Source organism: Pseudomonas sp. AC070, from assembly GCF_979258635.1.
Genome location: NZ_OZ409871.1, coordinates 1662991 through 1687627, shown reverse-complemented (window position 1 = coordinate 1687627; position 24637 = coordinate 1662991). Strand labels below are relative to the sequence as shown.

Genomic DNA, 24637 nt, shown 5'->3' with positions numbered 1-24637 from the left:
AAGCATCGCGGCTAAAGCCGCTCCCACAGGGACGGCGTTGGCCTCTGTGGGAGCGGCTTCAGCCGCGATGCTTTTGATCACTAACTGCCACTTCCCCCGGCGTATTCCATCCCCCTCCCAACGCGTTAAAACAGTCCACCGCCGCACTCGCGGCCGCGGCCCGAGCAAGCAGGTGCTGTTCCTGGGCTTGTTGCAGGCGGTCGTCGGCGTCGAGGGCTTCGAGGAAGCTGACGCTGCCTTGTTGGTAGGCGGTATACGCGGCGCTGCGGGCGTCGGTCAGGGCGCGTACGCCGCCTTCGAGCAGCGCGGTTTGTTGTTCGCTTTGCACCAGTTGGGTCATGGCGGTTTCGACGTCGGCGGTGGCTTGCAGCAGGGTCTGTTGGTAGGCGGCCAATGCTTCGGCGTCGCGGCCTTTGGCGTAGTCGACTTCCGCGCGCACGCGGCCAAAGTCGAACAGGCGCCAGCGCAAGCCGAGCACGCCTTGGGCCAGGTTGGCGTCGCTGGAGAGCAGGTTGCCGCTGACGGTGGTGGCCGAGCCGAGCAAGGCGCCCAGGGAGAACGAGGGGTAGTAGTCGGCTACGGCGGCGCCAATGCGGGCGTTGGAGGCGGCCAGGGTGCGTTCGGCGGCGATCACGTCGGGGCGACGGCGCAGCATCTGGGTTTGTCCGCCCGCCGTGTCGATGCCGGGTGCGGTCGGAATAGCGGCAGCCACGGCAAGCGTGCTGTGCAAACTGCCGGGCGCGACGCCGCTCAATACTTCCAGCGAGTTAAGGGTGCTTTCAATGGCGCTGCGCAGCGGCGGCACTTGCGCCGATACCGTGGCCAGCACGCCTTCGGCCTGTTTGAGTTGCAGGTTGGCGATTACGCCTTTGGCGTATTGCAGTTGCATGAGTTTGACCAGCTCGCTTTGGGTGCGAACGCGGTTTTCCACGACGGCTTGCCGCGCTTGCAGGGCGCGCAGTTGGATGTAGCCGCGCGCGGCCGACGAGGTGACCATCAAACGCACTGCCGCCGCTTGCGCCACGCTGGCTTGCTGCTGGGCATCGGCCGCTTCCAGCTGTCGGCGCAGGCCGCCAAACACGTCAACTTCCCAGCTGGCGCCCACGCCCACTTGGTACAGGCTGGCGTTGCGGTCATAGCCGGGCGTCGAGCTGGCGAGCCGGCCCATGGGGTCTTCGAGGGATTGATGGGCGCGGCTGGCTTGTGCGTTCAGGTCACCGGAGGGCAACAGGGCGGAACGGGCCGACAGGTTCAGAGCGCTGGCTTGCGAGACGCGGGCCACGGCTTGCGCGAGGTCGAGGTTTTGCGCCAGCACCTGATTGACCAAGGTCACCAGCCCGTCATCGGCGAAGCCTGTCCACCACTGCGTCATGTCTGCCGCCTGGCCGGCCGCGGAGCGTTGGTCGAGCAGGGCCTGGTTGCGAAACGGCGCCGGCGCCGGGGCTGACGGCGCGTGGTAATCGGGCCCAACAGCACAACCGGCTAGCAAAAAAACGGGCAACAGACGCGCCATCCAGAGGGGGCGCAGGGCAAAGGGCGGCATGGTGATTCCTGTGGTCGCGTTCGGCTTTTTGTTTACTAACTTGCAAAACAGTAACCCGCAAAAACGGTTATGCCAATGCATACCCCATCAAAATAGCTGATTTTCGACATCAACGAAAAGCAATCGAGTTACGCATTTACAATACCGTAAACAACCACGAATAATGCGAGCCTGAATTTTCCGGAGCTCGTCATGTCGATACGTCCCGCTGCCCTTCTCTCTCTCGCTGCCAGCGCGCTGGTGTTATCTGGCTGCGGCCAGCCGCCGCAAAGCGATCCACGCGTGGCCGACCCGTTGGTGAGCACGGCGCTGGTGCGGCCCGACACTTCGCGCAGCCAAACCTTTACCGGTGTGGTTGCTGCGCGGGTGCAAAGCGATTTGGGGTTTCGCGTGTCGGGCAAGGTGGTTCAGCGCCTGGTGGATGTGGGCCAGCGGGTGCGCAAGGGGCAGACGCTGATGAAGATCGACCCGGTTGATCTGGACCTTGCCATCACCAACCAGAAAGGCGCGGTGGCCGCCGCCAAAGCGCGCTTTGTGCAGGCGCAAGCGGATGAAGCGCGGTTGCGCACGCTGGTGACGGCGGGGGCGATTTCGGCGATGAGTTACGACCAGTCGGTAGCCGCGCTGAACAGTGCCAAGGCGCAGGTGGACGCCGCGCAAGCGCAGGCCGATGTTGCTGCTAACGCCAGCCACTACGCCGAGCTCAAGGCCGATGTGGATGGCTTGGTGGTCAACACCGCTGCCGAACCCGGGCAAGTGGTAACGGCTGGGCAAACGGTGGTGCAACTGGCTAAAGACGGTGCCCGCGAGGCCGCCATCGAACTGCCGGAAACCCTGCGCCCCGCCCTGCAATCTCGCGCCGACGCGCAGCTGTATGGCAGCCAAGGCCAACCCGCCAGCGCCACGTTGCGCGAGCTGTCGGAAGCGGCCAACCCCGTCACCCGAACCTTCGCGGCCCGCTATGTATTGGACGACACGCTGAACAACGCACCGCTGGGCGCCACTATCAAAATCACCTTGCGCGGCGACCCGGCGAACACTTCAGCGGCACTGACCGTGCCCCTCAGCGCGCTGCGCAATGACGGCGGCGCGTACAGCGTGTGGGTGGTCGACCCCGTGGCGCTGACGTTGCAGGCACGGGCCGTTAGCGTGATCGGGCTGGGGCTTGAAACCGCGCGCATCAGCGGCGAACTGAAAGCCGGCGAAACCGTGGTGGCACTAGGCACGCACTTGCTGCATGGCAATCAGAAAGTGCGCCTGGGTAATGCGCTGGCGGTGACGCCATGAGTGCTTTCAACCTTTCCGCGCTGGCGGTACGCGAGCGCTCGGTCACGCTGTTCCTGATTATTGCCGTCACCCTCGCCGGGCTGATTGCCTTTATGAAACTGGGCCGCGCCGAAGACCCGGCCTTTACCGTCAAGGTGATGACCGTGACCGCCGTGTGGCCCGGCGCCACCGCGCAAGACATGCAGAATCTGGTGGCCGAACCGCTGGAAAAGCGCCTGCAAGAACTCAAGTGGTACGACCGCGTGGAAACCATCACTCGCCCCGGCCTGGCGCTGATGACCCTGACGTTGCTCGACACCACGCCGCCTGCTGCGGTGCCCGATCAGTTTTATCAGGCACGCAAAAAGCTCTTCGACGAAACCCGCAAGTTGCCCCAAGGCGTGCTCGGGCCATTTGTGAATGACGAATATTCCGACGTGTCGTTTGCCCTGTATGCGCTGAAAGCCCATGGCCTGCCGCAGCGCTTTCTGGCGCGCCAGGCCGAGGACATTCGCCAGCAGGTGCTGCAAGTGCCGGGGGTGAAGAAAGTCGACATTCTGGGCGAGCGGCCAGAGCGAATTTTCGTTGAGTTCTCCTATGCACGCCTGACCACCCTGGGCGTGAGCCCGCAGGCGATTTTCGACCAGTTGCACAACCAGAACGCGATCACCCCGGCCGGCTCCATTGAAGCCAAAGGCCCGCAAGTGTTTGTGCGTCTGGACGGCGCCTTCGATGATCTGGAAAAAATCCGCAACACGCCCATCGCCGCCTCCCAAGGCCGCACGCTCAAGCTCAGCGACGTGGCCGAGGTGAAGCGCGGTTACGAAGACCCGGCCACCTTTTTAATCCGCCACAACGACGAAGACGCCTTGGTGCTCAGCGTAGTGATGAAGGAGGGCTGGAACGGCCTCGACCTGGGCAAATCGCTGAAGGCCGAGGAGCAGAAAATTTCTGCCAACCTGGCGCAAGGCATCAGCTTTACCAAGGTGACGGACCAGGCAGTGAATATCACCGAGTCGGTTGACGAATTCATGATCAAGTTCGTCGTCGCGCTTGCCGTGGTGATGATCGTCAGCCTGCTCAGCCTCGGTTGGCGGGTCGGCATTGTGGTGGCGGCCGCCGTGCCGTTGACGCTGGCCGCCGTGTTGATCGTGATGCTGGCCACCGACCGGGTGTTCGACCGCATCACCTTGGGCGCTCTGATTCTCGGCCTCGGCCTTTTAGTGGACGACGCGATCATTGCCATCGAAATCATGGTGGTGAAACTGGAGGAAGGCTATTCACGGGCGGCAGCGGCCTCCTATGCCTGGAGCCACACCGCGGCGCCGATGCTCGCCGGTACGCTGGTGACCGTGATCGGCCTGATGCCGGTGGGCTTTGCGCGCTCTACCGCAGGCGAGTACGCCGGCAATATTTTCTGGATCGTCGGGTTTGCGCTGATTATTTCCTGGGTGGTGGCGGTGTTTTTCACGCCATACCTGGGCGTGAAGCTGCTACCCGACATCAAGAAAGTTGAAGGCGGCCACGCTGCAATTTATGCCACGCCGAACTTCCAGCGCCTGCGCCGGTTGATCAGCGCCGCCATCCGCCACAAGTACCTGGTGGCCGGCGCTGTGCTCGGGCTGTTCGCCCTGGCCGTGGTGGGCATGGGCGCGGTGAAACAACAGTTCTTCCCCAGTTCCGACCGCCCCGAGTTGCTGATTGAAGTGCAACTGCCCGAAGGCAGCTCGATCAACGCCACCAGCGCGGCCACGCAAAAGGTCGAGGCATGGCTCAAGGGCCAGCCGGAAGCCAAGATTGTCACCAGCTACATCGGCCAGGGCGCGCCACGGTTTTTCCTCTCCTATAACCCGGAGCTGCCCGACCCCTCGTTCGCCAAAATCATTGTGCTGACCGATGACCAAACTGCCCGCGACGTGCTCAAGCAGCGCATGCGGGTGGCGGTGGAAAACCAGTTGGCGCCCGAAGCGCGGGTGCGCGTTACGCAATTGGTGTTCGGCCCGTACACGCGTTTCCCCGTGGAGTTCCGTGTGATGGGCCCAGACGCCGACACCCTGCGCGGCGTCGCCCAGCAAGTGGCCGAGGTGATGCGCAAAAACCCGAACATGCGCCAGGTGAATACCGACTGGTCGGAAAAACAACCGACCCTGCATTTCGTGCTCGACCAAGACCGCTTGCAGGTCATGGGCCTGACCTCCGCCGAAGCCGCGCAGCAGTTGCAGTTTCTGCTGACCGGCACCGCCGTGACGCAAGTGCGTGAAGACATTCGTACCGTGGAGGTAATGGCTCGCACCGGCGATGAAGAACGCCTGGACCCGACGCGCATGGAAGACATGACGCTGACCAGCCGCACCGGCCAGCGCGTGCCGATCCGCCAGATTGGCCATGTTGAAGTGCGCGCCGAAGACCCGATTCTGAAACGCCGCAACCGCATGCCGACCATCACCGTGCGCGGCGACATCAACGAGCAGATGCAGCCGCCGCAGGTGTCCATGCAAGTGCTGGCCGAACTGAAGCCGGTGATCGACGCCCTGCCCCTGGGCTATCAGATTCAAATGGGCGGCAACGTTGAAGAATCCTTAAAGGCCAACAACGCCCTGGCGCCGATTTTCCCGATCATGCTGCTGTTCACCCTGGTGGTGATCATGATTCAGGTGCGCAGCTTTGCGGCCATGACCATGGTGGTGCTTACCGCGCCGCTGGGCCTGGTCGGCACGGTGCCGGTGTTGCTGCTGTTCAACCAGCCGTTTGGCTTTAACGCGATTCTCGGGTTGATTGGCCTGTCCGGCATTCTGATGCGCAACACACTGATTCTGATCGGCCAGATTCACACCAATCAGGCAGAGGGGCTCGATCCGTACCACGCCGCCGTCGAAGCCACGGTGCAGCGCGCACGGCCGGTGCTGCTGACCGCGCTGGCCGCCGTGCTGGCGTTTATTCCGCTGACGTTCTCGGTGTTCTGGGGCTCGATGGCCTACACGTTGATTGGCGGCACGGCCATCGGCACGGTGCTGACGCTGCTGTTTTTGCCGGCGTTGTACGCCATTTGGTTCAAGGTCAAACCGCCGTCGGCCGACGCGCCGGCAACGTCGGTGGCGCAACCTGCAATTACCTGAGCGCATTAAGCGGGCGCTGCCGACGCGGCGCCCGCTGGCCGGTTTGCGTTAGAATCGCCCACCTGCCACCGGCTCCCCTATTCAGTTACCAGGCCTATGCACAGCGAACTCGACACCAGCGCCCTCCCCACCTCCGGCCAACGCGGCCCGGCGGAGCATGATCGCCGCGTGCAGATCATCACCGTGGCGGAAGGCTTGTTTCGCGAATTCGGCTACCGCAAAACCTCGGTGGCCGACATTGGTAAAGCCATGGGCATTTCCACGGCGTACATCTACCGCTTCTTCGAATCCAAACAAGCCATCGGCGAAGCCATCTGCGCGCACACGCTGGAAAAGATGGGCGACAAATTGCGCGCCATTGCCGACCAGGACCTATCCGCCACCCGACGCCTGCGCCTGTTTATGAAAAGCGCGCTGAAATTCAGCTACGACTTGCTGGTGGTCGAGCGCCGCGTAAATGAAGTGGTGGTGGAAGCCATTAACGGCGACTGGTGCACCGCCGCCGGCCACCAGGCGCAGCTCTACGCGATTCTCGAACGCCTGGCTGACGACGGCCGCAAAGCCGGTGAATTCGAAAAGAAAACGCCGCTGGATGAAGTCACCGACGGCCTGGCCGAGATGATCATGCCGTACACCAACGCCCATTGCCTGAGCCACCGCTCGTGGGAAGAGCTGGAGAAAGGCGTGAACGCGGCGACCAATCTGATGCTGCGCAGCTTGGCGCCCTGAGCGCCGGTTAAAAACTAGCCCTCTCCCCAGCCCTCTCCCGCAAGCGGGAGAGGGAGCCGATCGCACTTCGACCCAAGGAAGCCGAGCGCCGCTGGTCTCCCCTCGCCCGCTTGCGGGAGAGGGGCTGGGGGAGAGGGTCGGGCGCAACGAAATGTCCGCTCATCAACGCGTCGCCAACCAAAATCCCATCGCCAGCGCACTAATCCCCGCCCCCAACCAGCACACGCCCTGCCACCCAGCGCTCGCGTACACCAACGTAGTAGCCAACGCCCCCACACCACTGCCCACCGCATAAAACAGCATGTACACACCAATCAGCCGACCGGGCGCCTGCGGGCGGTTGCGCAAGATCAGGCTCTGGTTAGTCACGTGCAGCGCTTGCCCGCCCAAGTCAAGCAGCACGATGCCGAGCATCAGCGCCCACAGCGACGTTTCGAGCATCGACAGCGGCCACCACGCCAGCAGCAACGCCAGCAACGCGGCAAACGTGGTGCGCTGGGCGAAGCCGCGATCCGCCCAGGCGCCCGCGCGAAACGCCGCCAACGCCCCCACCGCACCGACCAGCCCAAACGCGCCAATGGCCGTGTGGGAAAATCCATAGGGCGGCGCGCTCAGCGGCAGCACCAGGGCGCTCCAAAACACGCTAAAAGCGGCGAACATAAACAACGCCAGCATGCCGCGCGTTTGCAGCACGCGGTCATGGCGCAACAGGGTGAGCATCGAGCCGAGCAACTGCCGGTAGCTCAGCGTGACCGGCGTGCGGCGGGTTAACGGCAGATAGCGCCAGAGTGCCGCGGCCATGAGCAGCATCAGCCCCGCCGACAGGCCGTACACCCAGCGCCAGCCGGCCAAGTCACTGACTGCCCCGGCATACACCCGCGCCAGCAACAGGCCAACAAACACGCCACCTTGGGCCGCGCCCACCACCCGCCCCTGCTCATTGGCGCTGGCGGTACTCGCTGCCAGCGCGATCAGGCCCTGGGTCATGGCGGTGCCCAGCAGGCCGATGGCCAACATGGCGCCCAGCAACAGCGGCGTGCCGTTCGCCAGGGCGACCGCGATAAGCGCCAGCACCAGCGCGACTAACTGCAGGAGCATCAGCCGGCGCCGGTCCATGCGGTCGCCCAACGGCACCAACAGCAACAGCGCTAACGCGCAGCCAATTTGCGTGGCGGTAATCACCCCGCCGACCGTGGCGTGGCTGATGGAAAAGTCCGCAGCGAGCGCGTCCAGCAACGGCTGGGCGAAATACACATTGGCCACACTGAGTCCGCTGGCAGCCGCGAACAGCGCCACCACCGCGCGCGGCGTGCTGGCCGCGCTGTCGTCCGTCAAAGACAACGAAGAAGAACCTGCTGAAGTCATGCCCGCCCACCTGGTTTCAAATTAAAACCATTTGAAGCCTAGGCGCAGTGGTTTTAAAGTGCAACCAGATTCCCCCTTGAAGAGCACACCATGCCGACAGACGCACCCCTACCTGCTGAACACTGCCCTGTCGCCCGAGCGGTGGAGGTAATGGGCGATCGCTGGTCGTTATTGATCGTGCGCGACGCCTTCGACGGTAAGCATCGCTTCAGCGATTTCCAGCGCAGCCTGGGCGTGGCGAAAAACATCTTGGCCGACCGTTTGCGCCTGTTGGTGCAAGCCGAGGTGCTGACCACCCGCCCAGTCAACGAGGGCAGCGCCTACCAGGAATATGTACTGACCGAACGGGGCGAACGACTGTTCGCCGTGGTGGTGGCGTTACGCCAATGGGGGGAAGCGCATTTGTTTGGCGAGGGCGAAGTGCATTCGCAGTTGATCGACAAAGCCAGCGGCCAGACGCTGGCACCGCTGATACCGACCACATTGAACGGCGCGCCCGTTGCGCCGAGCGATACCAAGGTGGTCAAAGTGACCGATTAAGGCCGACGCTTTTCGTAAGAGCCAGCTTGCTGGCTCCTACAAAGAGTGTGGGCGCTAGGCCAGCCGTTGGTTGATCCAGCTTCTGGCATAGGCCGTGACGCGTTTGCCCATCACTGTTGGAAACTGAACCACGCCATGGGGCCCTTCTGGCAACAGATTGGCTTCCACGTCAGCGACCTCGCCCCAGCGTTTGGCCATTTCAAAGGTGTCGTCGCGCAGCGGGTCCAGTTCGCCGGCAAACCTCAGCGCTGGCGGCAAGCCGCTGAGGTCGGCATACAGCGGCGATAACGGCGGCTGCCGGCGTTGTTCGTCGGTAAGGCCCGGCGTCAGCAGGCGCAGCGCATCGACCATGCCGGGGCCGTCGAGCACCAAGGTGTCGCGGCCGGCGCTGCGAACACTGGCAGTTCCGGTCAGGTCGTAGACGCCGTAGTACAACACCGCGCCTTTTATTCGCTGCAGTAACTCGGGCCAGGCTTTCAGTCCCAGCAACGTCGCTGCCGCCAGATGCCCGCCGGCCGACTCGCCCACCACAATCACCGGCAAGCCTTTGAACAGCGCCGTCTGGTCACTCAGTAGCCAGCGCGCGGCTGCCAGGCAGTCGGCCAGTAAACCTTGAATAGGCGTTGATGTAGCCAGCCGATAATCCACCGACACCACGGCGACGTCGCAGTCGCGCACCATGGCAGCATTCAGGTGGTCGTTCATTTGCGCGTTGCCGATCACCCAGCCGCCGCCGTGAAAATCCAGCACCACGCCTTTGACCGGGCCTTTGGGCTGAACAATACGCAACGGCACCCGACCTTCCGGCGTGGTGACGTAACGCGTATGCACGCTCAGCCCATGACGCGCCAATTTCGCACCGCCGCCGACCTGGCCGACCCGCAACAGCGCTTGCAGCAATGTGGGGGCAATGCGATTGCGGATGCGAAAGCGCGGCATCCATTTCAGTTTGGAGTTGAAGCGCTGAATGTCTGCCAGCTCGGGTGCATCCGCTGGCCAGCGCTGTTCGGTTAACGCCATCGGTTACTCACTCAAAATGCTCAGGGTTTATCGGCTCGCCTGGTTTCATCGCCAGTTGCGCGCGTACGTCTTCGAACATGGCGTCGTAGTGTTTGTGGATCGAGCCGATGCTGCTCTGGCTTTTCGGAATGCCGTATTTTTCGGCAATTTTCGTCACGTTGCTGGCGAAGTTGTACGCCTCTTCCCGTGGCAGAAAGAAGCTCTCGCGCACGTCTTTGCCCTGAATGGTGCCGTGCAAGGTGAAGAGCATGCCCTTGCCTTTTTGCTCATCGGAAGAAACTTCGTAATCGATGCAGATGTTGTAACTCACATCGTTGGGCGTCAGCGCGTGGCGCTCGATGTGCAGGTGACCGGGGGTAAACGTAGCCATGTTTTTCTCTCCTGAATAACGGTAGCCAGCGCCGGCAGCGGCGGTAAATGGGTGGGCCCACTGGGTGTGTACGCTAGTTTTTTTCCCTGATTTGTAAAGCACAAAGCGCCGGGTCAAGCCCTCTGGCGCAAGCCCCGGTGATGTTTAAGCATTCAGCACCTAGCGCTCCTATGACGGTCGCATAAACTGAAGGTGCATTAGAAAATTGAATTAAGAGTTGTACCTAGCCTATGACCGATGTCCGACCGCCCCAGCCTGCCGCTTCCCTTAATCGCACCAGCGTGGCTCTCACGCGCATTTCCCTGTTCAAATTTATCGGCTTGCTGGCCAGCGTGTTTCTGCTCGCCGGTTATCTGCTCGTCTACCTTGCTCGCGACATGGACCGCACGGAAGAAACCGAGGGCACCTTTTACACCGAGAAAGCGGTGCACTCGTTTGAAAAATCCCTGCGCTCGGTGGTCAAGGACTATGCCTTCTGGGGGGATGCCTACCAACACCTGCACCTTAAGGTAGACACCGATTGGGCCTACGTGCGGCAGAACATCGGTCCCTCGCTGTACGACGACTTCGGCTTCCAGGCCATGTTTGTGGTCGATGACACCGACCGCACGGTGTACTCGGTGATTCAGGGTCAGCTGCAATCGGTATCGGCGAGCGACTGGCTCAAGGAATCACTGGCGCCCATCGTGGCCGCAGCGCGAGACGGCGCCGAAGACGAATCGCCGACCACCCGGTTTATCAACCTCGATGGCGCACCGGCGCTGGTGGCCGCTGCCGCCATTACGCCCGGCACCGACCCGACGGTAAAAGCAGACGACCGGCAACACTCGGTGCTGATCTTTGTCGACATCCTCGACAACTCCCGGCTGGCGACGGTCGGCCGCGAATTCGGTGTAGATGGCTTGCGCCTGGCAACCCCGAACGAATTGAACGAACGCTCGATTCTGCCGCTCGGCGAAAACGGCATCGCCGGGTATTTGCATTGGCAACCCGAGCGACCTGGCGAGCGCTTGCTGGCCCTGGGCTTACCGCTGCTGGGCGGCGTGGCGCTGCTGGTGTGCGTGATGGCCTGGGTTCTGCTGCGCCGCACCACCGCTGGCGCCAAGGCGCTGGACGAAAGTTATCACTCGTTGCAAAGCAGCGAGAGCGCCCTGGCGGTGAGCGAAGCGCGGTTTCGCGACATCGTTGAAATCAGCTCGGACTGGATCTGGGAAATCGACCAAAGCGGGCGCTTCACCTACCTCTCGGAGCGCTTCGAAGCGGTAACGGGGCTGTCTCGCGGCACCTGGTTGGGCAGCCACATCGACACCCTGCTAACCACCGAGCAAGGCACGCTGTCGCAGTGGCTAAGCAGCGCCCACCGGCGCACCGACACGAGCATCCACTGCCGCTATGTCGGCACCCAAGGCCAGGAACGCATCACCCGCGTGTCGGCCCGCGCCATGGGCAACGACGGCTTTCGCGGCACCGCCACCGACGTCACGGGCGAGGTGGAAGCACGGCGGCAAATCGAATTCTTGTCGCAACACGACGCCCTCACCGGCCTGCCCAACCGCACCCGCCTGCAGAAGTTTCTCGACGGCAAACTCAAGGCCGTGCCGACCCGTGAAAAACCCTTGGTCATGCTCAGCCTCGACCTCGACCGCTTCAAGCCGGTGAATGACCTGCTCGGCCACGCGGCCGGCGATGTGGTGCTCAACGTGGTGTCGGCGCGGCTCACCGAATGCGTGCGCCAGGACGACCTGGTGGCCCGCTTCGGCGGCGATGAGTTCGTGCTGATCCTCACCGACCTGACCACCCAAAGCCATGTCGAAACCCTGTGCCAACGCTTGCTCGACTCCATCGAACAGCCCATCGACGTCGACGGCCAGCAAACCTTCGTCAGCGCCAGCATCGGCATTGCCATGGCGCCCAATGACGCGATGGAAGCCAGCGAACTGCTGCGCTATGCCGACATCGCGCTTTACGAAGCCAAAGCCGGCGGGCGCAGCACATGGCGGTTCTATTCGGGGGAGATGAACTCGAAAATCATCGAACGCCGCCGCCTGGAAACCGACCTGCGTTTTGCCATTCAGCACAACGAACTGCGCCTGCACTACCAACCGCGCTACCGCATTGCCGATGGCCGCCTGGTGGGCGTGGAAGCCCTGGTGCGCTGGCAGCACCCGGAGCGCGGGCTGATACCGCCCGACACCTTTATTCCGATTGCCGAGCAAACCGGGTTGATCATCGCGCTGAGCAACTGGGTAATCGGCACCGCGTGCGCTCAGGCCGCAACGTGGCCGGACGAGGTGTTTATTTCCATCAACCTGTCGCCCATCGAATTCAAAAGCGGCGACCTGGTCGAGCGCATCGAAACCGCCCTGCGCGAATCGGCCATCAGCCCGGCACGGGTTGAATTGGAAATCACCGAAAGCGTGATGATCGAAGATGCTGCCGGCGCCCTGGAAATGATGGAAACCCTCAAACAGCTGGGCGTACGCCTGGCCATGGACGACTTCGGCACCGGCTATTCGTCCCTCAGCTACCTGCGCACCTTCCCCTTGGACGGCCTGAAGATCGACCGCAGCTTTCTCAACTGCATCGACGGCAGCGATGACGACGAAGCCATCATTCTCTCCATCGTCGGCCTGGGGCACGCACTGTCACTAACCGTCACCGCCGAAGGCATCGAAACCGCCGAGCATTTGGAGATGCTTAAAGCCGTGGGTTGCGACGAGGGACAAGGGTATTTCCTCAGTCGGCCGTTGGAAGCGGATGGCGTTACGGCGCTGTTGTTCCAATAAACCTCGCCCCTTCAAAATCAACAGCCCCTCACCCCAACCCTCTCCCGTAAACGGGAGAGGGAGCTAACCGTGTACGCCGATCGCTTCCCCTCTCCCGTTTACGGGAGAGGGGCTAGGGGTGAGGGCCAGCCGTTACTCGGGCCCACATGTTTCCAGGAATCGCGACTGAAGTCGCTCCCACAGAAACACGCGGTATAGCGGGCTTCTTGGCTAGAGCCAGGCAAGGCGAAATCACGCCGGACCGCGCAGCGTACATAAGTACGTGAGCACGGCCGGAGGGATTTCAACGCAGCATGGCCGACGACCAGAAGTTCGCGGCCATTCCATATTGGTATGGCCTGCATCGTACTGTTGTATTGGTTCTCTTAAGCCCCCCCTCAGTAGCATCGGCGCACATTTCCTGCCGGTGAGAACAACAACAGTGAACTTAGGAAAAATCGTCAGCCGCAGCGCGTTGTACTGGCCTGACCACATGGCGCTGATCGACAGCCAACAACGCCTGACCTTCGCCGAACTCGAACGTCGCACCAATCGCCTGGCTTCCGGCCTGTCGGCGCTCGGCCTGGCCGAAGGCGCGCATGTCGCCATCCTGGCGCCCAATCGGGTGGAGCTGGTGGAGGCGGAAATCGCGCTCTACAAGCGCGCCATGGTCAAGGTGCCGATCAACGCGCGCCTTTCGCTGGATGAAATCATCCAGGTGCTCAACGACTCCCACAGCCAGGCGGTAGTCGCCGATAGCCGTTTCGCCGCTGCGCTCAAGGCGCGTCGTGGCGAGGTGGCGCGGTTGCAGTGGATCATTTCGCTGAACGACGAAAGCGGCGATATCAGCTACAGCGCCGTGCTCGCCGGCGGCAGCGAAGCGCCCGTGCACGCCGACCCGGCGGACGACGCGCTGGCCGTGCTGCATTACACCTCGGGCAGCTCCGGTGTGCTGAAGGCGGCCATGTTGTCGTTCGGCAACCGTAAGGCGCTGATCCGCAAGAGCATCGCCAGCCCGTCGCGGCGCGCGGCACCGACCGACGTCATGGCCCACGTCGGCCCCATCACCCACGCCAGCGGCATGCAGGTCATGCCGCTGCTGGCAGTCGGCGCCTGCAATTTGCTGCTGGAAAAATACGACGACCGTTTGTTGCTAGAGACCATCCAGCGCGAGCGCGTGACACGCCTGTTTTTGGTGCCGGCGATGATCAATCGCTTGGTCAATGTGCCGGGCGTGGAGCAGTACGATTTGTCCAGCCTGCGCGTGGTCATGTACGGCGCTGCGCCCATGGCGCCCGCGTTGGTGCAACGGGCCATCGACGTGTTCGGGCCGATTCTGGTGCAAGGCTATGGCGCCGGCGAAACCTGCTCGCTGGTCACCGTGTTGACCGAGCAGGACCACCTTGACGACCCCCGCCTGCTTGCCTCCTGCGGGCGCTGCTATTTCGAGACCGATCTGCGGGTAGTCAACGACGCGTTTGAAGATGTGCGCCCCGGTGAAATCGGCGAGATCGTGGTCAAGGGCCCGGACATCATGCAGGGCTACTGGCAGTCGCCGGAGCTAACTGCCGAAGTCATGCGCGATGGCTACTACCTGACCGGCGACCTGGCCACGGTGGATGAGCGCGGCTACGTGTTTATCGTCGACCGCAAAAAGGAAATGATCATTTCCGGCGGCTTCAACATCTACCCCACCGAAGTCGAACAGGTGCTGTACAGCCTGCCCGAAGTGTTCGAAGCCGCCGTGGTCGGTGTGCCGGACGACCAATGGGGCGAGGCGGTTCGCGCGGTGGTGGTGCTCAAGCCAGGCCAGAGCCTCAGCGCCGAAGCCATCATCGAACACTGCGGGCAATCGCTGGCCGGTTTCAAAAAACCGCGCGCGGTGGATTTCGTCCAGGAGTTGCCCAAAAACCCCAACGGAAAAGTCGTGCGCCGCCTGATTCGCGAAGCGTATTGGCAGAACAGCGAACGCCGCATTTAAGGGGACGACCATGATTAACGTGAGTGAAAAAGCCAGCGCACTGATTGCCGGCATTCAGGCCTTTGTGCGCGATGAACTCGACCTGTTGGTGAAGCGCGAAAATATCGTCTGGGGCGAGCCAGTGGCCAAGCCACTGCTGCGCCAGGTGTGGCAGCGTTCCTGCGAGCTGGGTTTCTACAACGCCATGCTGCCGCAGGAGCTAGGCGGCGCCGGGCTGACCGTTGCCGAGCTGTGCGCGGTGAAGGAAGCCGCTGTGCTCACCGGCTGCCCGCTGGCGCCGCACATTCTTGGCGAGCTGTCCGGCCCACCGCGCGTGGGGCATTTGTTCAAGGTGGCGAATGAACATCAGGTCGAGGCGTTCTTGCGCCCGATCTGCCGCGCCGAAAAAGCCGTGTGCTTTGCCCTCACCGAAGCCGAAGCCGGTTCCGATGCCACCGCCATCACCACCTCGGCCGTGCGTGACGGTGACGACTACGTATTGAGCGGCGCCAAGCGTTATATCTCCGGCGCCACCTACGCCGACCTGGCGGTGCTGTTGGCGGTCACCGAGCCGGGCCGTGGGCCGAAAGGCATCTCGGCATTCTTCGTCGATTTGCATGCTGAAGGCGTGCAAGTGGACAGTGATTATTCGGTGATGTCGGGCGGCGGTGCCCATGGCAATATCAGCCTGAACACCGTGCGCGTGCCGGCGGCCAACCGCATTGGCGACGAAGGCGAAGGTTTCAAACTGGCGATGGGGCGCATTACCCTCAACCGCCTGCTGCACTGCCCGACCATGCTCGGCATGGCCGGCCTGGCGCTGAACCTGTCGCTGGATTACGCCCGCACCCGCAAGCAGTTCGGCCAGCCGATTGCCATGTTCCAGAGCATCAACCATATGCTCGCCGACATGGCCACCGAGCTGTATGCCGCCCGCAGCATGATGTACGCCACAGCAGCCAATAACGATGCCGGCGGCGACATCAAGGTGCAGGCGCCAATGTGCAAATTGTTCGCCTCGGAAACCGCGTTTCGCATTGCCGACAAGGCGGTGCAGATCCATGGCGGTGCCGGGCTGATTCAAGGTCATCCGGTGGAATGGTTATTCCGCGCCACACGCATGATGCGCGTGCTCACCGGCACCAGCGAAATCCAGCGCAACACCATCGCCAAAGGCATCTTGTTGCCGGGCTAAACGCCCACCTCGCCCCGTCGCACCAGGGAGGAACGACGGGGCTGTTTCACCTTCCGAATAACAACAATGAGATCGCGCCATGACGCCCCCTACTCCCGCCTACCGCCCCGCCACGGCCTGGACCATTGCCGTGCTGCTGGCGCTGATGATGCTGGTCAACTTCCTCGACAAAGTGGTGATCGGCCTGGTCGCCGTGCCGATGACCGAAGAGCTGCAACTGACCCCCACCGAGTTCGGCCTGATTGGCGGCGCGCTGCATTGGCTGTTTGCGGTGTCGGCGGTGGTCGGCGGCTTTCTCGCCAACCGTCGGCCCACCCGCACCCTGCTGCTGGGCATGGGTTTGTTCTGGGCGCTGATTCAGCTGCCGATGCTGCTGGTCAGTTCACTGTGGATGATCGTTGCCTGCCGCGTGCTGCTCGGCATCGGCGAAGGCCCGGCGTCGCCGGTCGCCACCCACGCGCTGTACAAATGGTTTCCCGATAACCGCCGCAATCTGCCGGTGGCGTTGCTGCATTCGGGCGGCGCGCTGGGCCTGTTGGTGGCCGGCGCGATGATTCCCTGGATCAGCCTGAATTACGGCTGGCGCGCCAACTTCGCGGTGTTGGCGGCCATCGGCCTGGTGTGGTGCGCGCTGTGGTTGCTGCTCGGCCGCGAAGGCACGCTCGACACCCTGCGCGCCACCCAACTCAAGCCCGACAGCCATCGCGTGCCCTATCGCCGCTTGCTCACCGACCCCACCGTGCTAGGCAACTACGCCTGCCATTTCGCCGCCAACTGGTCGCTGGCGCTGACGCTGACCTGGGTGCCGAGCTACCTGCAAATCGGCCTGGGTATCGACCCGCTGAAGACCGGCAAAATGTTTGTGCTGTTCGTGGTGGTGACCACGCCGCTGAGCCTGTTTATGGCCTGGCTGTCGCAACGTCTGATGCGCCGTGGCGTGCAATCGCGGGTGGCGCGCGGCACGTTTGTGTCGGTGTGCCTGATTGCCAGCGGCCTGTTTTCCGCCAGTTTGATGTTCCATGAGTTGTCGGTGACCACGCGCATCATCGCCCTGACCTTGAGTGGCGGTTTCGCCTTGGTGATGTACTCCGTTGGCCCGGCGATGCTTGCGGAGTTCACCCCCAGCAGCCAGCGTGGCGGCATTCTGGCCATCGGCAATGGCGTAGCCTCGCTGGCCGGGTTGTCGGCGCCGGTAGTCACTGGTTTGTTGGTGCACGGCGCAGGCGCCAATCACCCGGAAGGTTACGCGCTGGGCTTTCTGGTGTGCGGCGCCGTGGCGCTGGTGGCCGGGGTGATCGGTTTGCTGACCATGAACCCGCAGCGCTCGCAGCAGCGCCTGGCTCAGGACGACGGGCTGCCCGCCGGCTCCATCGCCTGAGTGAAGTCGTCGGCGCTGCGCTCGATCAAGCTGCCGCGCCACCGGCCGTCGCGCACTGCGTCGAGCAAAATGGTGCGCACCAGGTCGTGCATGCACGAGGCGGCAAACGACAGCGGCTTGTGAATGGAGTGGGCAATCGACACCGTGCGGGTGATGCGCGGCTCGACAATCAGCCGCGCTGAAGTGGGCTTGAACAGCTCCTCCAGCGGCGGCCAATTGCTGATGGTCGCTGCCAGGCCAGTGCGCACCAGACTGCCAATGCCCGGTGCCGATTGCTGCTCATAGGCCACATTCAAATTCACCCCCGCCTCCATCGCTGCCTGCTCGATTCGGCGGCGCAAGTGCAACGCCCGTGGCGCCATTACCAAACGGGTGGCGCCCGCTTCGGCGAGGGTTATGGGCTCGTCATTTTCGAGCCCCGGACCCCGCCCAACCCAATACAAGTCTTCGGTGAAAATCGGCTCGGCGGTGACGTGCTCCAGCTCTTCCGCATTGGGCACCACGCCGAAATCCACTTTGCCCAACTCAATTGCCTGCCCGCCTTCGCGGGTCAGGCCGTCCCACACGGTGAGAATGATGTTGGGGAATTTTTCCGCCGCGCGGGAAATGATCTCCGGCAGCAGCAATGTCGAGGCCGTGGCGGGAATGGAGATGGCCACCTGGCCTTTCGGATCACCTCGCGTGGAGCTGAGTTCGTCTTTTACCGAATCGAGCTTTTGCACCACCGAGCGCGCCACTTCATAAAGCCGGCGCCCGGCATCGGTGAGCACCACGCCATCGTGCTGGCGTTCGAGTAACTGCAGCTCCAATTCACTCTCCAGCAAACCGATCTGCCGGCTCAATGCCGGCTGGGCGATATAGGCCCGGCGAGCGGCCGAGGAAAAGCTGCCCGCCTCGGCAATGGCGATCAGGTAGCGAAGCTGTTTTAAGGTCATAACACCCTTCTCTCAAGCTATGCCAAAGCGGTATGGCAAGTATGCGAAGACACTATTTGTGGGGCTTTTCGTGCGCCCATAGTATCGATGAAACACCAACGAGCACACGTTAAACCTGGAGTTTTAAAACACCGCTTTATAACGCAAACCTCACCGCGCAGAACAATAAGCCTGAAAACAAGGCATAACTTTCGTCCGCCCTTCAATCGCGTCGAACCCCCGTACCCCGCCGCCTACGGCGAGGCCTGGCAGTGCCTGCTGATTCAACTCTTATTGCCTTTGCGCCTGAACTTTTAACTCACTCGACAACAACAAGAGGATAGAGAGTGATGAAATTCAAGCGATACGGCGTTATCACGCCAGCCTGTTTGTTATTGCCACTAAGTTGCCTATTCGGCAATGCCATGGCCGTGGATTTCCAACTCGGCGAAGTTGAAGGCCAGCTGGACTCTTCGTTGTCCATTGGCACCAGCATTTCCACCGCCAACCCCGACCCCAAGCAACTGCAAAGCGCCACCGGCGACGATGGCCGCCGCAACTTTGCCTCTGGCGATGCCTTCTCCGGCTTGTTCAAAGGCAACCACGATCTGGAACTGCGCCACGGCGACATGGGCGTGTTTTTGCGCGGCAGCTATTGGTACGACTACGTGCTGCGCGACGAAGACCAGCGCTTCAAAAACGTGGAAGACAACAACCGCAAACAGTCCGCGAAATCGGCCGGCGCCGAACTGCTGGATGCCTTCGCCTATTACAACTACACCCTCGCCGATCAACCGGGCTCGGCACGCCTGGGCAAGCAGGTGGTGAACTGGGGTGAGAGCACGTTTATTCAGGGCGGGCTCAACGTGATCAACCCGTTCAACCTGTCGGCCCTGCGCCGCCCTGGCTCGGAAGTGAAAGAAGGCCTGGTGCCGGTGAATATGTTCTACGTGACGCAGAACCTCACCGAGTCGCTGTCGAGCGATTTCTTCTACCAGTTGGACTGGGAACAGACCCAGCTCGACAACTGCGGCACCTTCTTTTCCAGCAACGACTTTCTCGCCGACGGCTGCGACGGCCTGGACGTGGGCAACGTGTTGACCGGCAACGCCACGGCGGTGCGCGGGCTGACGCCGTTTGGCGTCAACCTGACAGGTGAAGGCATCCGCATCCCCCGCGCCAAAGACGACGACGCGCGCAACAGCGGTCAGTGGGGCATGTCGCTGCGCTGGTTTGCTGCCGAGCTGGACACCGAGTTCGGCGCGTACATCGCCAACTACCACAGCCGCCTGCCCTACATGGGCACCATCAGCAGCCCCTACGTCACCAACACCGCGTTTGCCGGCCAGCTGTGCCGCAATGCCGGCATCCCGCTGGGCAACTGCAATGCGTTTCTGGCCGGCGCCGGGCAAACCCTGGCAGGCGCCCTGCGCATGGGCACCTCGCAATACCTGGCGCAGTACCCGGAAGACATTCGCCTGTACGGCCTGAGTTTTTCCACCAACCTGGACACCGGCACCGCGCTGCAAGGCGAGATCAGCTACCGGCCAAACATGCCGATTCAGCTCAACGGTACCGACATCATCCAATCGCTGCTCAACAACGCCTCGCGCTCGCCGCTGGTGGCAGACGGCACACGCCCACCGGCCAATAGCGCGCTGTTCAACGGCTACCGCCGCAAGGAAGTCAGCCAGGCGCAAGTCACGGCCACGCATTCCTTCAGCCAGGTGCTGGGCGCCGACCAGATGGTGGTTGTCGGCGAAGTGGGCGCCACCTATGTCGGTGGGCTGGAAGGCAAATACGGCCCGCGTTACGGCCGCAGCGGCACCTTTGGCAGCGGCGTATTGGCGAACAACAGCGTATGCCTGAACAACTCGCGCACGCCGGAACACTGCAACGACAAAGGCTTTCTCACGCCGTTCTCGTGGGGCTACCGGCTGCGCACCAACCTCAGCTACCCGAACGCGATTGCCGGCGTGGACCTGCGCCCGAACCTGTCCTGGCAACACGACGTAGACGGCAACGGCCCCGGCGAAGGCTCGGCCTTTAGCGAAGGCTCCAAGGCCATCAGCGTCGGCCTCGATGCCTCGCTGAACAACACCTACAACGCGAGCCTGGCATACACCGACTTTATCGACGGCGACTACGGCACCCGCGGCGACCGCGACTATGTGTCCATCAGCGTCGGCGTGAATTTCTAAGGAGTTCCCATGAAACCTGTTTACTGCCTGATTCAACGCGGCCTGTTACTCACCAGCCTGTTGGCGAGCGCGGCCCATGCTGCCGTCACGGCGGACGAAGCGGCGCACCTGAAAAGCGACCTGACCCCCATCGGCGCTGAGCGCGCCGCCAGTGCCGACGGCAAAATTCCCGCCTGGGACGGCGGCCTGAAAAGCACCAAGCCAGCGCTGACCAGCAACGGCACGCCGGCCGATCCGTATGCCAACGAGAAGCCGCTGTTCACCATCGATGCGCGCAACTACAGCCAATACAAAGACCAACTCAGCCCGGGGCAAATCGCCCTGTTGCAACACTTCCCCGACACCTTTCGCCTGCCGGTCTACCCCAGCCACCGCTCCGTGGCCGTGGACGATCAAGCCAGCGACGCCGCTGCGCGCAACGCCACCGAGGCCAAGCTGATCAACGACGGTAATGGCGTGCAAGGCTTTGCCGGCGTGGTCGCTTTCCCCATGCCCAAAACCGGCCTGGAGGTGTTGTGGAACCACCTGACGCGCAACCGCAACCCCAGCTTTAGCCTGACCACCGACAGCGCCGCGCCGCAAAAAGACGGCGCCTACACCCTCATGACCACGCTGCAATACTTCAGCCGCCGCGAAGCCGTCAGCGGCCTCAAGCCGGACGAAGCGGGCAATATTCTTTACTACTACAGCCACAAGATCACCGCGCCCTCGCGCATGGTCGGTGAAGTGGTGTTGGTGCACGAAACCCTCGACCAAGTGACTGAGCCGCGTTTGTCCTGGGTGTACAACGCCGGCCAGCGCCGGGTTCGTCGTGCCCCAAGTGTCGCCTACGACACCGCCGGCCCCACCACCGCCGGCATGCGCACCGCCGACAGCCGCGACATGTTCAACGGCGCACCGGATCGCTACGACTGGAAACTGGTGGGCAAGAAAAACCTCTACGTGCCCTACAACAGCTACCGCCTGGCCTCGCCGGACCTGAAGTACGAAAACCTGCTGACGCCCGGCCACATCAACCCCGACGCCACCCGCTACGAGCTGCACCGCGTGTGGGAAGTGATCGGCACGCTGAAACCCGGCATGCGCCACATCTACAGCAAGCGTCACTACTTCATCGACGAAGACACCTGGGCGATTCTCGAAGCCGACCACTACGACAACCGTGGCGAACTCTGGCGCGTGGGCGAAGCGCACAGCTACTACCACGGAGTCGGCCAGGCGGCGGTGAACGCCATGGAAATCACCTACGACCTCAACAACGGCCGCTACCTGGCCTCGGGCCTGACCAACGAACAGCGCCAGCCGTTCGACTTCACCTACAAAGCCAGCGCCTCGGATTACTCGCCGGGCGCACTGCGTAGCAAAGGCCTGCGCTGATCCCTTCCCCACGTCGTCGGGTGTGAGAGCTCGGCGGCGTTTTTTATTCAGGTCTGCCATGAACCCACCTGCCCCACGCAAACCCTTGGCGCACACCCTACTCGGCGGCACCGAGCCCGACCCGCGCTTTACCCTCGCCAACGAGCGCACCTTTCTCGCTTGGATACGCACGGCGTTGGCCCTGCTGGGCGGCGGTATCGCCGTCGAAACCTTTGCCACCCACGCCTTCGAACCGTTGCTGCGCCTGGCCATGACCTTGAGTCTGCTGGCCCTGAGCATGTTGGTATGCGGCGGCGCGTGCTTACGTTGGCTGGCCGTGGAGCGCGCACTACGCCACGGCCGCCCGTTGCCTTTGGCCGGGCTGGTGCCGCTGCTGGCCCTGTGCTGCGGGCTGGCGGCGCTGCTGTTGTTGGCTTTGTTCTGGCTGCGCGGCCATGGCTGAAACCGACCTCGGCCTGCAAGCCGAACGCACTGCCCTGGCATGGCGGCGTACGCAATTGTCGTTGCTGGTAGTGGCGTGTCTGGCGCTGCGCGGGCAACAGGTCTGGGTGCTGGGGCTAGCGCTGGGCACGGCGGCGTGGTTGGCCGTTAGCGAAGGCCGGCGGTACCGGCATAGCGTGGCGATGATGCAGCGAGAGCTGGGTGAAGCGCGGGTTTGGATGGTGTTGGGCACGGGGTTGGCGGTGGCGTTAATGGCGGTTTTTTTGGGCTTTGCTGCGTTTAGTCCGGCGTCTATTGATTAAAAGCATCGCGGCTAAAGCCGCTCCTACGGGGGGTATGTGAACCCTTGTAAGAGCGGCTGGGCGGCACTCCGCTTCAGCCGCGATGCATTTTGCTTACGGTGTCACCAAATTAAACTGCGAATTCGGCTCATCAAGCCCACCCAACAATTTCAGTAATTTCAGTTTCCCGCCCTCAATGTCGATGCCGCCAATCATCGATTCTTTTAGAAACCCGGTTTCCTTTAAGGCGATGCGATCGAGCAGTTCCTTGCTCATGCTGACGTTGATGTCGGCGTGTTCGTGACGGCTGCCGTTGCGGTGCGTGAGCACGCCGTTGCGCAGGGTCAGGGCGTAATCCTCGTTGAGGTCGGTGAAGTGCCAGTTGATGGTCAGGTCTTCGTCGGCGGCTTTCAGGGCGTCTAGGCGCACGGCCAGGTAGTCGAAAAACAAACTCGGGGTGAGTGCGCGAACCATGTCTGGTGCGGTGCTACGCGGTTTGCTGGTGGCCACGCCGTTGCGCAGTTCGAAAGCGCCGCTGAGGTACACGTTGCGCCAGGTGGCGTTCTCGCTTTGGTAGCCGAGCTGTTCCAGTACGTCGGCTTGCAGGGCACGGGCCTGTTGGTTGTCCGGCTCGGCGAATACCAAGTGGTTGAGAAGCTGCGCAGCCCAGCGGTAGTCGCCGCTTTCCACCGACTGACGGGCGAGATTCAGCACCGCTTGGGCGCCACCCATGGCTTGCACATAGCGCACGCCAGCCGCTTGCGGCGGCAAGGGATCTAGGGTGGCCGGGTTGCCGTCGTAAAAGCCCATGTAGCGCTGGTACACGGCGCGCACGTTGTGGCTGAGGGAACCGTAGTAATCGCGGCTGTACCATTTGTTGGCCAGACGCGGCGGCAGCGAGGTGAGCTGCGCGGCGATTTCAACGGGGCCCAGGCCCTGGTTGATCAGCCGCAGGGTCTGGCTGTCGAGGAACGCGTACATGTCGCGCTGATCGGCCAGGTAACTGCCGATGCCTTGCGCGCCCCAGGTCGGCCAGTGGTGCTGAGCGAACAGCACGTCGGTTTTATTGCCGTAGCGCACCAGCGCGTCGTCGAGGTACTGCGCCCACACTTTCGCATCGCGCACCTGGGCACCGCGCAGCGTGAGGATGTTGTGTTGGGTGTGGGTGGCGTTTTCGGCCATGCACAGCGCTTTGAATTGCGGGAAGTACAGGTTCATTTCCGCCGGCGCTTCGGTGCCGGGGGTGAGCTGGAATTCGATTTCCACGCCGTCGACCGTGCGGGTTTCCAACGGCTTGCTGACCACTTCGCTGGGCGCGATCAAGGTCACCCGCGCATTGCTCGGCGTGCCTTTGCCAAGGCCTGCGTCCACTTGCCCCTGGGCGCTGCGCGGCAGCAGCGCGCCGTACATGTATTGCGCCCGACGCATCATGGCCGGGCCGGCCAGTACGTTCTCGCTGATAGCATGTTCGTAGAAGCCGTCCGGCGCTATCACGCGCACCTTGCCGGCCTTCACGTCGGCCTCGTCGATCACTCCACGCACGCCGCCGAAATGATCGACATGGGCATGGCTGTAAATCACTGCCACCACGGGTTTGCGCGGGCGGTGCTGGAAATACAGATCAAGCCCGGCGCGGGCGGTTTCGGCGCTGATCAACGGGTCGATGACAATCACGCCGCTGTCGCCTTCGATCAGCGTCATGTTGGACAAATCCAAGCCTCGAACCTGGTAGATGCGTTCGCTCACCTGAAACAGACCGGCGAGGTTATTCAACTGCGCGATACGCCACAGGCTCGGGTTCACGCTGTCTGGCGCGGCGGCGTTGTCGATAAAGTTATAGGCGGCGCGGTTCCACACCGGCTGCCCGGCTTCGTTGTTGATTACGCCGGTGAACGGCGCGACCAGGCCGCGACGGGCGTCGTCGAAGTCGGCCGTATCGGCGAACGGTAAACGCTGTAGCCACGCCTGATTGAGGGCGCGGGTGGCGGGCGAAGCGGGTTTCGATTCGAGCGGTGTATCGGCAAACGTGGCAGACGAAAACACCAGCGCCACAGCAAGGGCGCTCAGGCGGAAACGAGGCATGGCTAGACTCTTCTGATCTTGTTGGAATGGGTGCCGCCCGACTCTAAGGAGCCCTCGGCGCCCACGCCAATATCAGAGGCGCATAGCCGCTATA

Annotated in this window: 18 protein-coding genes; 12 read left to right on the top strand and 6 right to left on the bottom strand. The window is 62.7% G+C overall.

Annotation, left to right across the window (positions count from 1 at the left end):
• Positions 1 to 58: 58 nt before the first annotated feature.
• A complete protein-coding gene (locus ACZZ0Q_RS07560) occupies positions 59 to 1543 on the bottom strand; it encodes an efflux transporter outer membrane subunit (protein WP_463539509.1) in 1485 nt (494 codons plus the stop codon).
• 192 nt (positions 1544 to 1735) lie between these two features.
• Here ACZZ0Q_RS07560 and ACZZ0Q_RS07555 point away from each other — a divergent pair, with 192 nt between their 5' ends.
• The 3 genes from ACZZ0Q_RS07555 (at position 1736) to ACZZ0Q_RS07545 (ending at position 6654) form a co-directional block, all read left to right on the top strand.
• Entirely contained in the window at positions 1736 to 2830 is a 1095-nt protein-coding gene (locus ACZZ0Q_RS07555; protein ID WP_463539510.1) for an efflux RND transporter periplasmic adaptor subunit, read from the top strand.
• On the top strand, positions 2827 to 5925 hold the full coding sequence (locus tag ACZZ0Q_RS07550) for an efflux RND transporter permease subunit (RefSeq protein WP_463539511.1): 3099 nt from the start codon (positions 2827 to 2829) through the stop codon (positions 5923 to 5925). Before ACZZ0Q_RS07555 ends, ACZZ0Q_RS07550 begins: the two co-directional genes overlap by 4 nt.
• A 96-nt stretch (positions 5926 to 6021) precedes the next feature.
• On the top strand, positions 6022 to 6654 hold the full coding sequence (locus ACZZ0Q_RS07545) for a TetR/AcrR family transcriptional regulator (protein ID WP_463539512.1): 633 nt from the start codon (positions 6022 to 6024) through the stop codon (positions 6652 to 6654).
• Between the two features lie 162 nt (positions 6655 to 6816).
• On the opposite strand, the gene ACZZ0Q_RS07540 is transcribed toward ACZZ0Q_RS07545, so the two are convergent.
• Positions 6817 to 8019: an MFS transporter gene (locus tag ACZZ0Q_RS07540; protein WP_463539513.1), complete on the bottom strand. Its 1203-nt coding sequence runs from the start codon at positions 8017 to 8019 to the stop codon at positions 6817 to 6819.
• 90 nt (positions 8020 to 8109) lie between these two features.
• On the opposite strand from ACZZ0Q_RS07540, the gene ACZZ0Q_RS07535 reads away from it, so the two are divergent.
• On the top strand, positions 8110 to 8559 hold the full coding sequence (locus ACZZ0Q_RS07535; RefSeq protein ID WP_463560426.1) for a winged helix-turn-helix transcriptional regulator: 450 nt from the start codon (positions 8110 to 8112) through the stop codon (positions 8557 to 8559).
• Between the two features lie 54 nt (positions 8560 to 8613).
• Here ACZZ0Q_RS07535 and ACZZ0Q_RS07530 read toward each other — a convergent pair whose 3' ends face one another.
• On the bottom strand, positions 8614 to 9579 hold the full coding sequence (locus tag ACZZ0Q_RS07530) for an alpha/beta hydrolase (protein ID WP_463539514.1): 966 nt from the start codon (positions 9577 to 9579) through the stop codon (positions 8614 to 8616).
• A 7-nt stretch (positions 9580 to 9586) separates the two neighbouring features.
• Positions 9587 to 9949 carry a DUF5064 family protein gene (locus ACZZ0Q_RS07525; RefSeq protein WP_463539515.1) on the bottom strand — a complete coding sequence of 121 codons (363 nt, stop codon included), beginning with the start codon at positions 9947 to 9949 and terminating at the stop codon, positions 9587 to 9589.
• Between the two features lie 230 nt (positions 9950 to 10179).
• Between ACZZ0Q_RS07525 and ACZZ0Q_RS07520 the strand changes: the two genes are divergently transcribed.
• The 4 genes from ACZZ0Q_RS07520 (at position 10180) to ACZZ0Q_RS07505 (ending at position 17247) form a co-directional block, all read left to right on the top strand.
• Positions 10180 to 12735, top strand: coding sequence for a bifunctional diguanylate cyclase/phosphodiesterase (locus ACZZ0Q_RS07520; protein WP_463560424.1), 2556 nt, complete (start codon positions 10180 to 10182; stop codon positions 12733 to 12735).
• A 421-nt stretch (positions 12736 to 13156) separates the two neighbouring features.
• Positions 13157 to 14695: a class I adenylate-forming enzyme family protein gene (locus ACZZ0Q_RS07515; protein WP_463560423.1), complete on the top strand. Its 1539-nt coding sequence runs from the start codon at positions 13157 to 13159 to the stop codon at positions 14693 to 14695.
• Between the two features lie 10 nt (positions 14696 to 14705).
• Complete coding sequence (locus tag ACZZ0Q_RS07510; RefSeq protein WP_463539517.1) at positions 14706 to 15869, top strand: acyl-CoA dehydrogenase family protein; 1164 nt, start codon at positions 14706 to 14708, stop codon at positions 15867 to 15869.
• A gap of 79 nt (positions 15870 to 15948) precedes the next feature.
• Entirely contained in the window at positions 15949 to 17247 is a 1299-nt protein-coding gene (locus ACZZ0Q_RS07505; RefSeq protein ID WP_463539518.1) for an MFS transporter, read from the top strand.
• Here ACZZ0Q_RS07505 and ACZZ0Q_RS07500 read toward each other — a convergent pair.
• Positions 17211 to 18182 carry a LysR family transcriptional regulator gene (locus ACZZ0Q_RS07500; RefSeq protein WP_463539519.1) on the bottom strand — a complete coding sequence of 324 codons (972 nt, stop codon included), beginning with the start codon at positions 18180 to 18182 and terminating at the stop codon, positions 17211 to 17213. The genes ACZZ0Q_RS07505 and ACZZ0Q_RS07500 overlap by 37 nt on opposite strands.
• Before the next feature lie 329 nt (positions 18183 to 18511).
• On the opposite strand from ACZZ0Q_RS07500, the gene ACZZ0Q_RS07495 reads away from it, so the two are divergent.
• The 4 genes from ACZZ0Q_RS07495 to ACZZ0Q_RS07480 are packed head-to-tail and all read left to right on the top strand — an operon-like array spanning position 18512 to position 22482.
• Entirely contained in the window at positions 18512 to 20362 is a 1851-nt protein-coding gene (locus tag ACZZ0Q_RS07495) for a DUF1302 domain-containing protein (protein ID WP_463539520.1), read from the top strand.
• A 9-nt stretch (positions 20363 to 20371) separates the two neighbouring features.
• Positions 20372 to 21739, top strand: a complete 1368-nt coding sequence (locus tag ACZZ0Q_RS07490) for a DUF1329 domain-containing protein (RefSeq protein WP_463539521.1) — start codon at positions 20372 to 20374, stop codon at positions 21737 to 21739.
• Positions 21740 to 21797: 58 nt separating this feature from the next.
• Positions 21798 to 22181 carry a YidH family protein gene (locus tag ACZZ0Q_RS07485; RefSeq protein WP_463383316.1) on the top strand — a complete coding sequence of 128 codons (384 nt, stop codon included), beginning with the start codon at positions 21798 to 21800 and terminating at the stop codon, positions 22179 to 22181.
• Entirely contained in the window at positions 22174 to 22482 is a 309-nt protein-coding gene (locus ACZZ0Q_RS07480; RefSeq protein WP_463560421.1) for a DUF202 domain-containing protein, read from the top strand. Before ACZZ0Q_RS07485 ends, ACZZ0Q_RS07480 begins: the two co-directional genes overlap by 8 nt.
• 93 nt (positions 22483 to 22575) lie before the next feature.
• Here ACZZ0Q_RS07480 and ACZZ0Q_RS07475 read toward each other — a convergent pair whose 3' ends face one another.
• Positions 22576 to 24543: an alkyl/aryl-sulfatase gene (locus ACZZ0Q_RS07475; RefSeq protein ID WP_463539523.1), complete on the bottom strand. Its 1968-nt coding sequence runs from the start codon at positions 24541 to 24543 to the stop codon at positions 22576 to 22578.
• Positions 24544 to 24637: the final 94 nt, after the last annotated feature.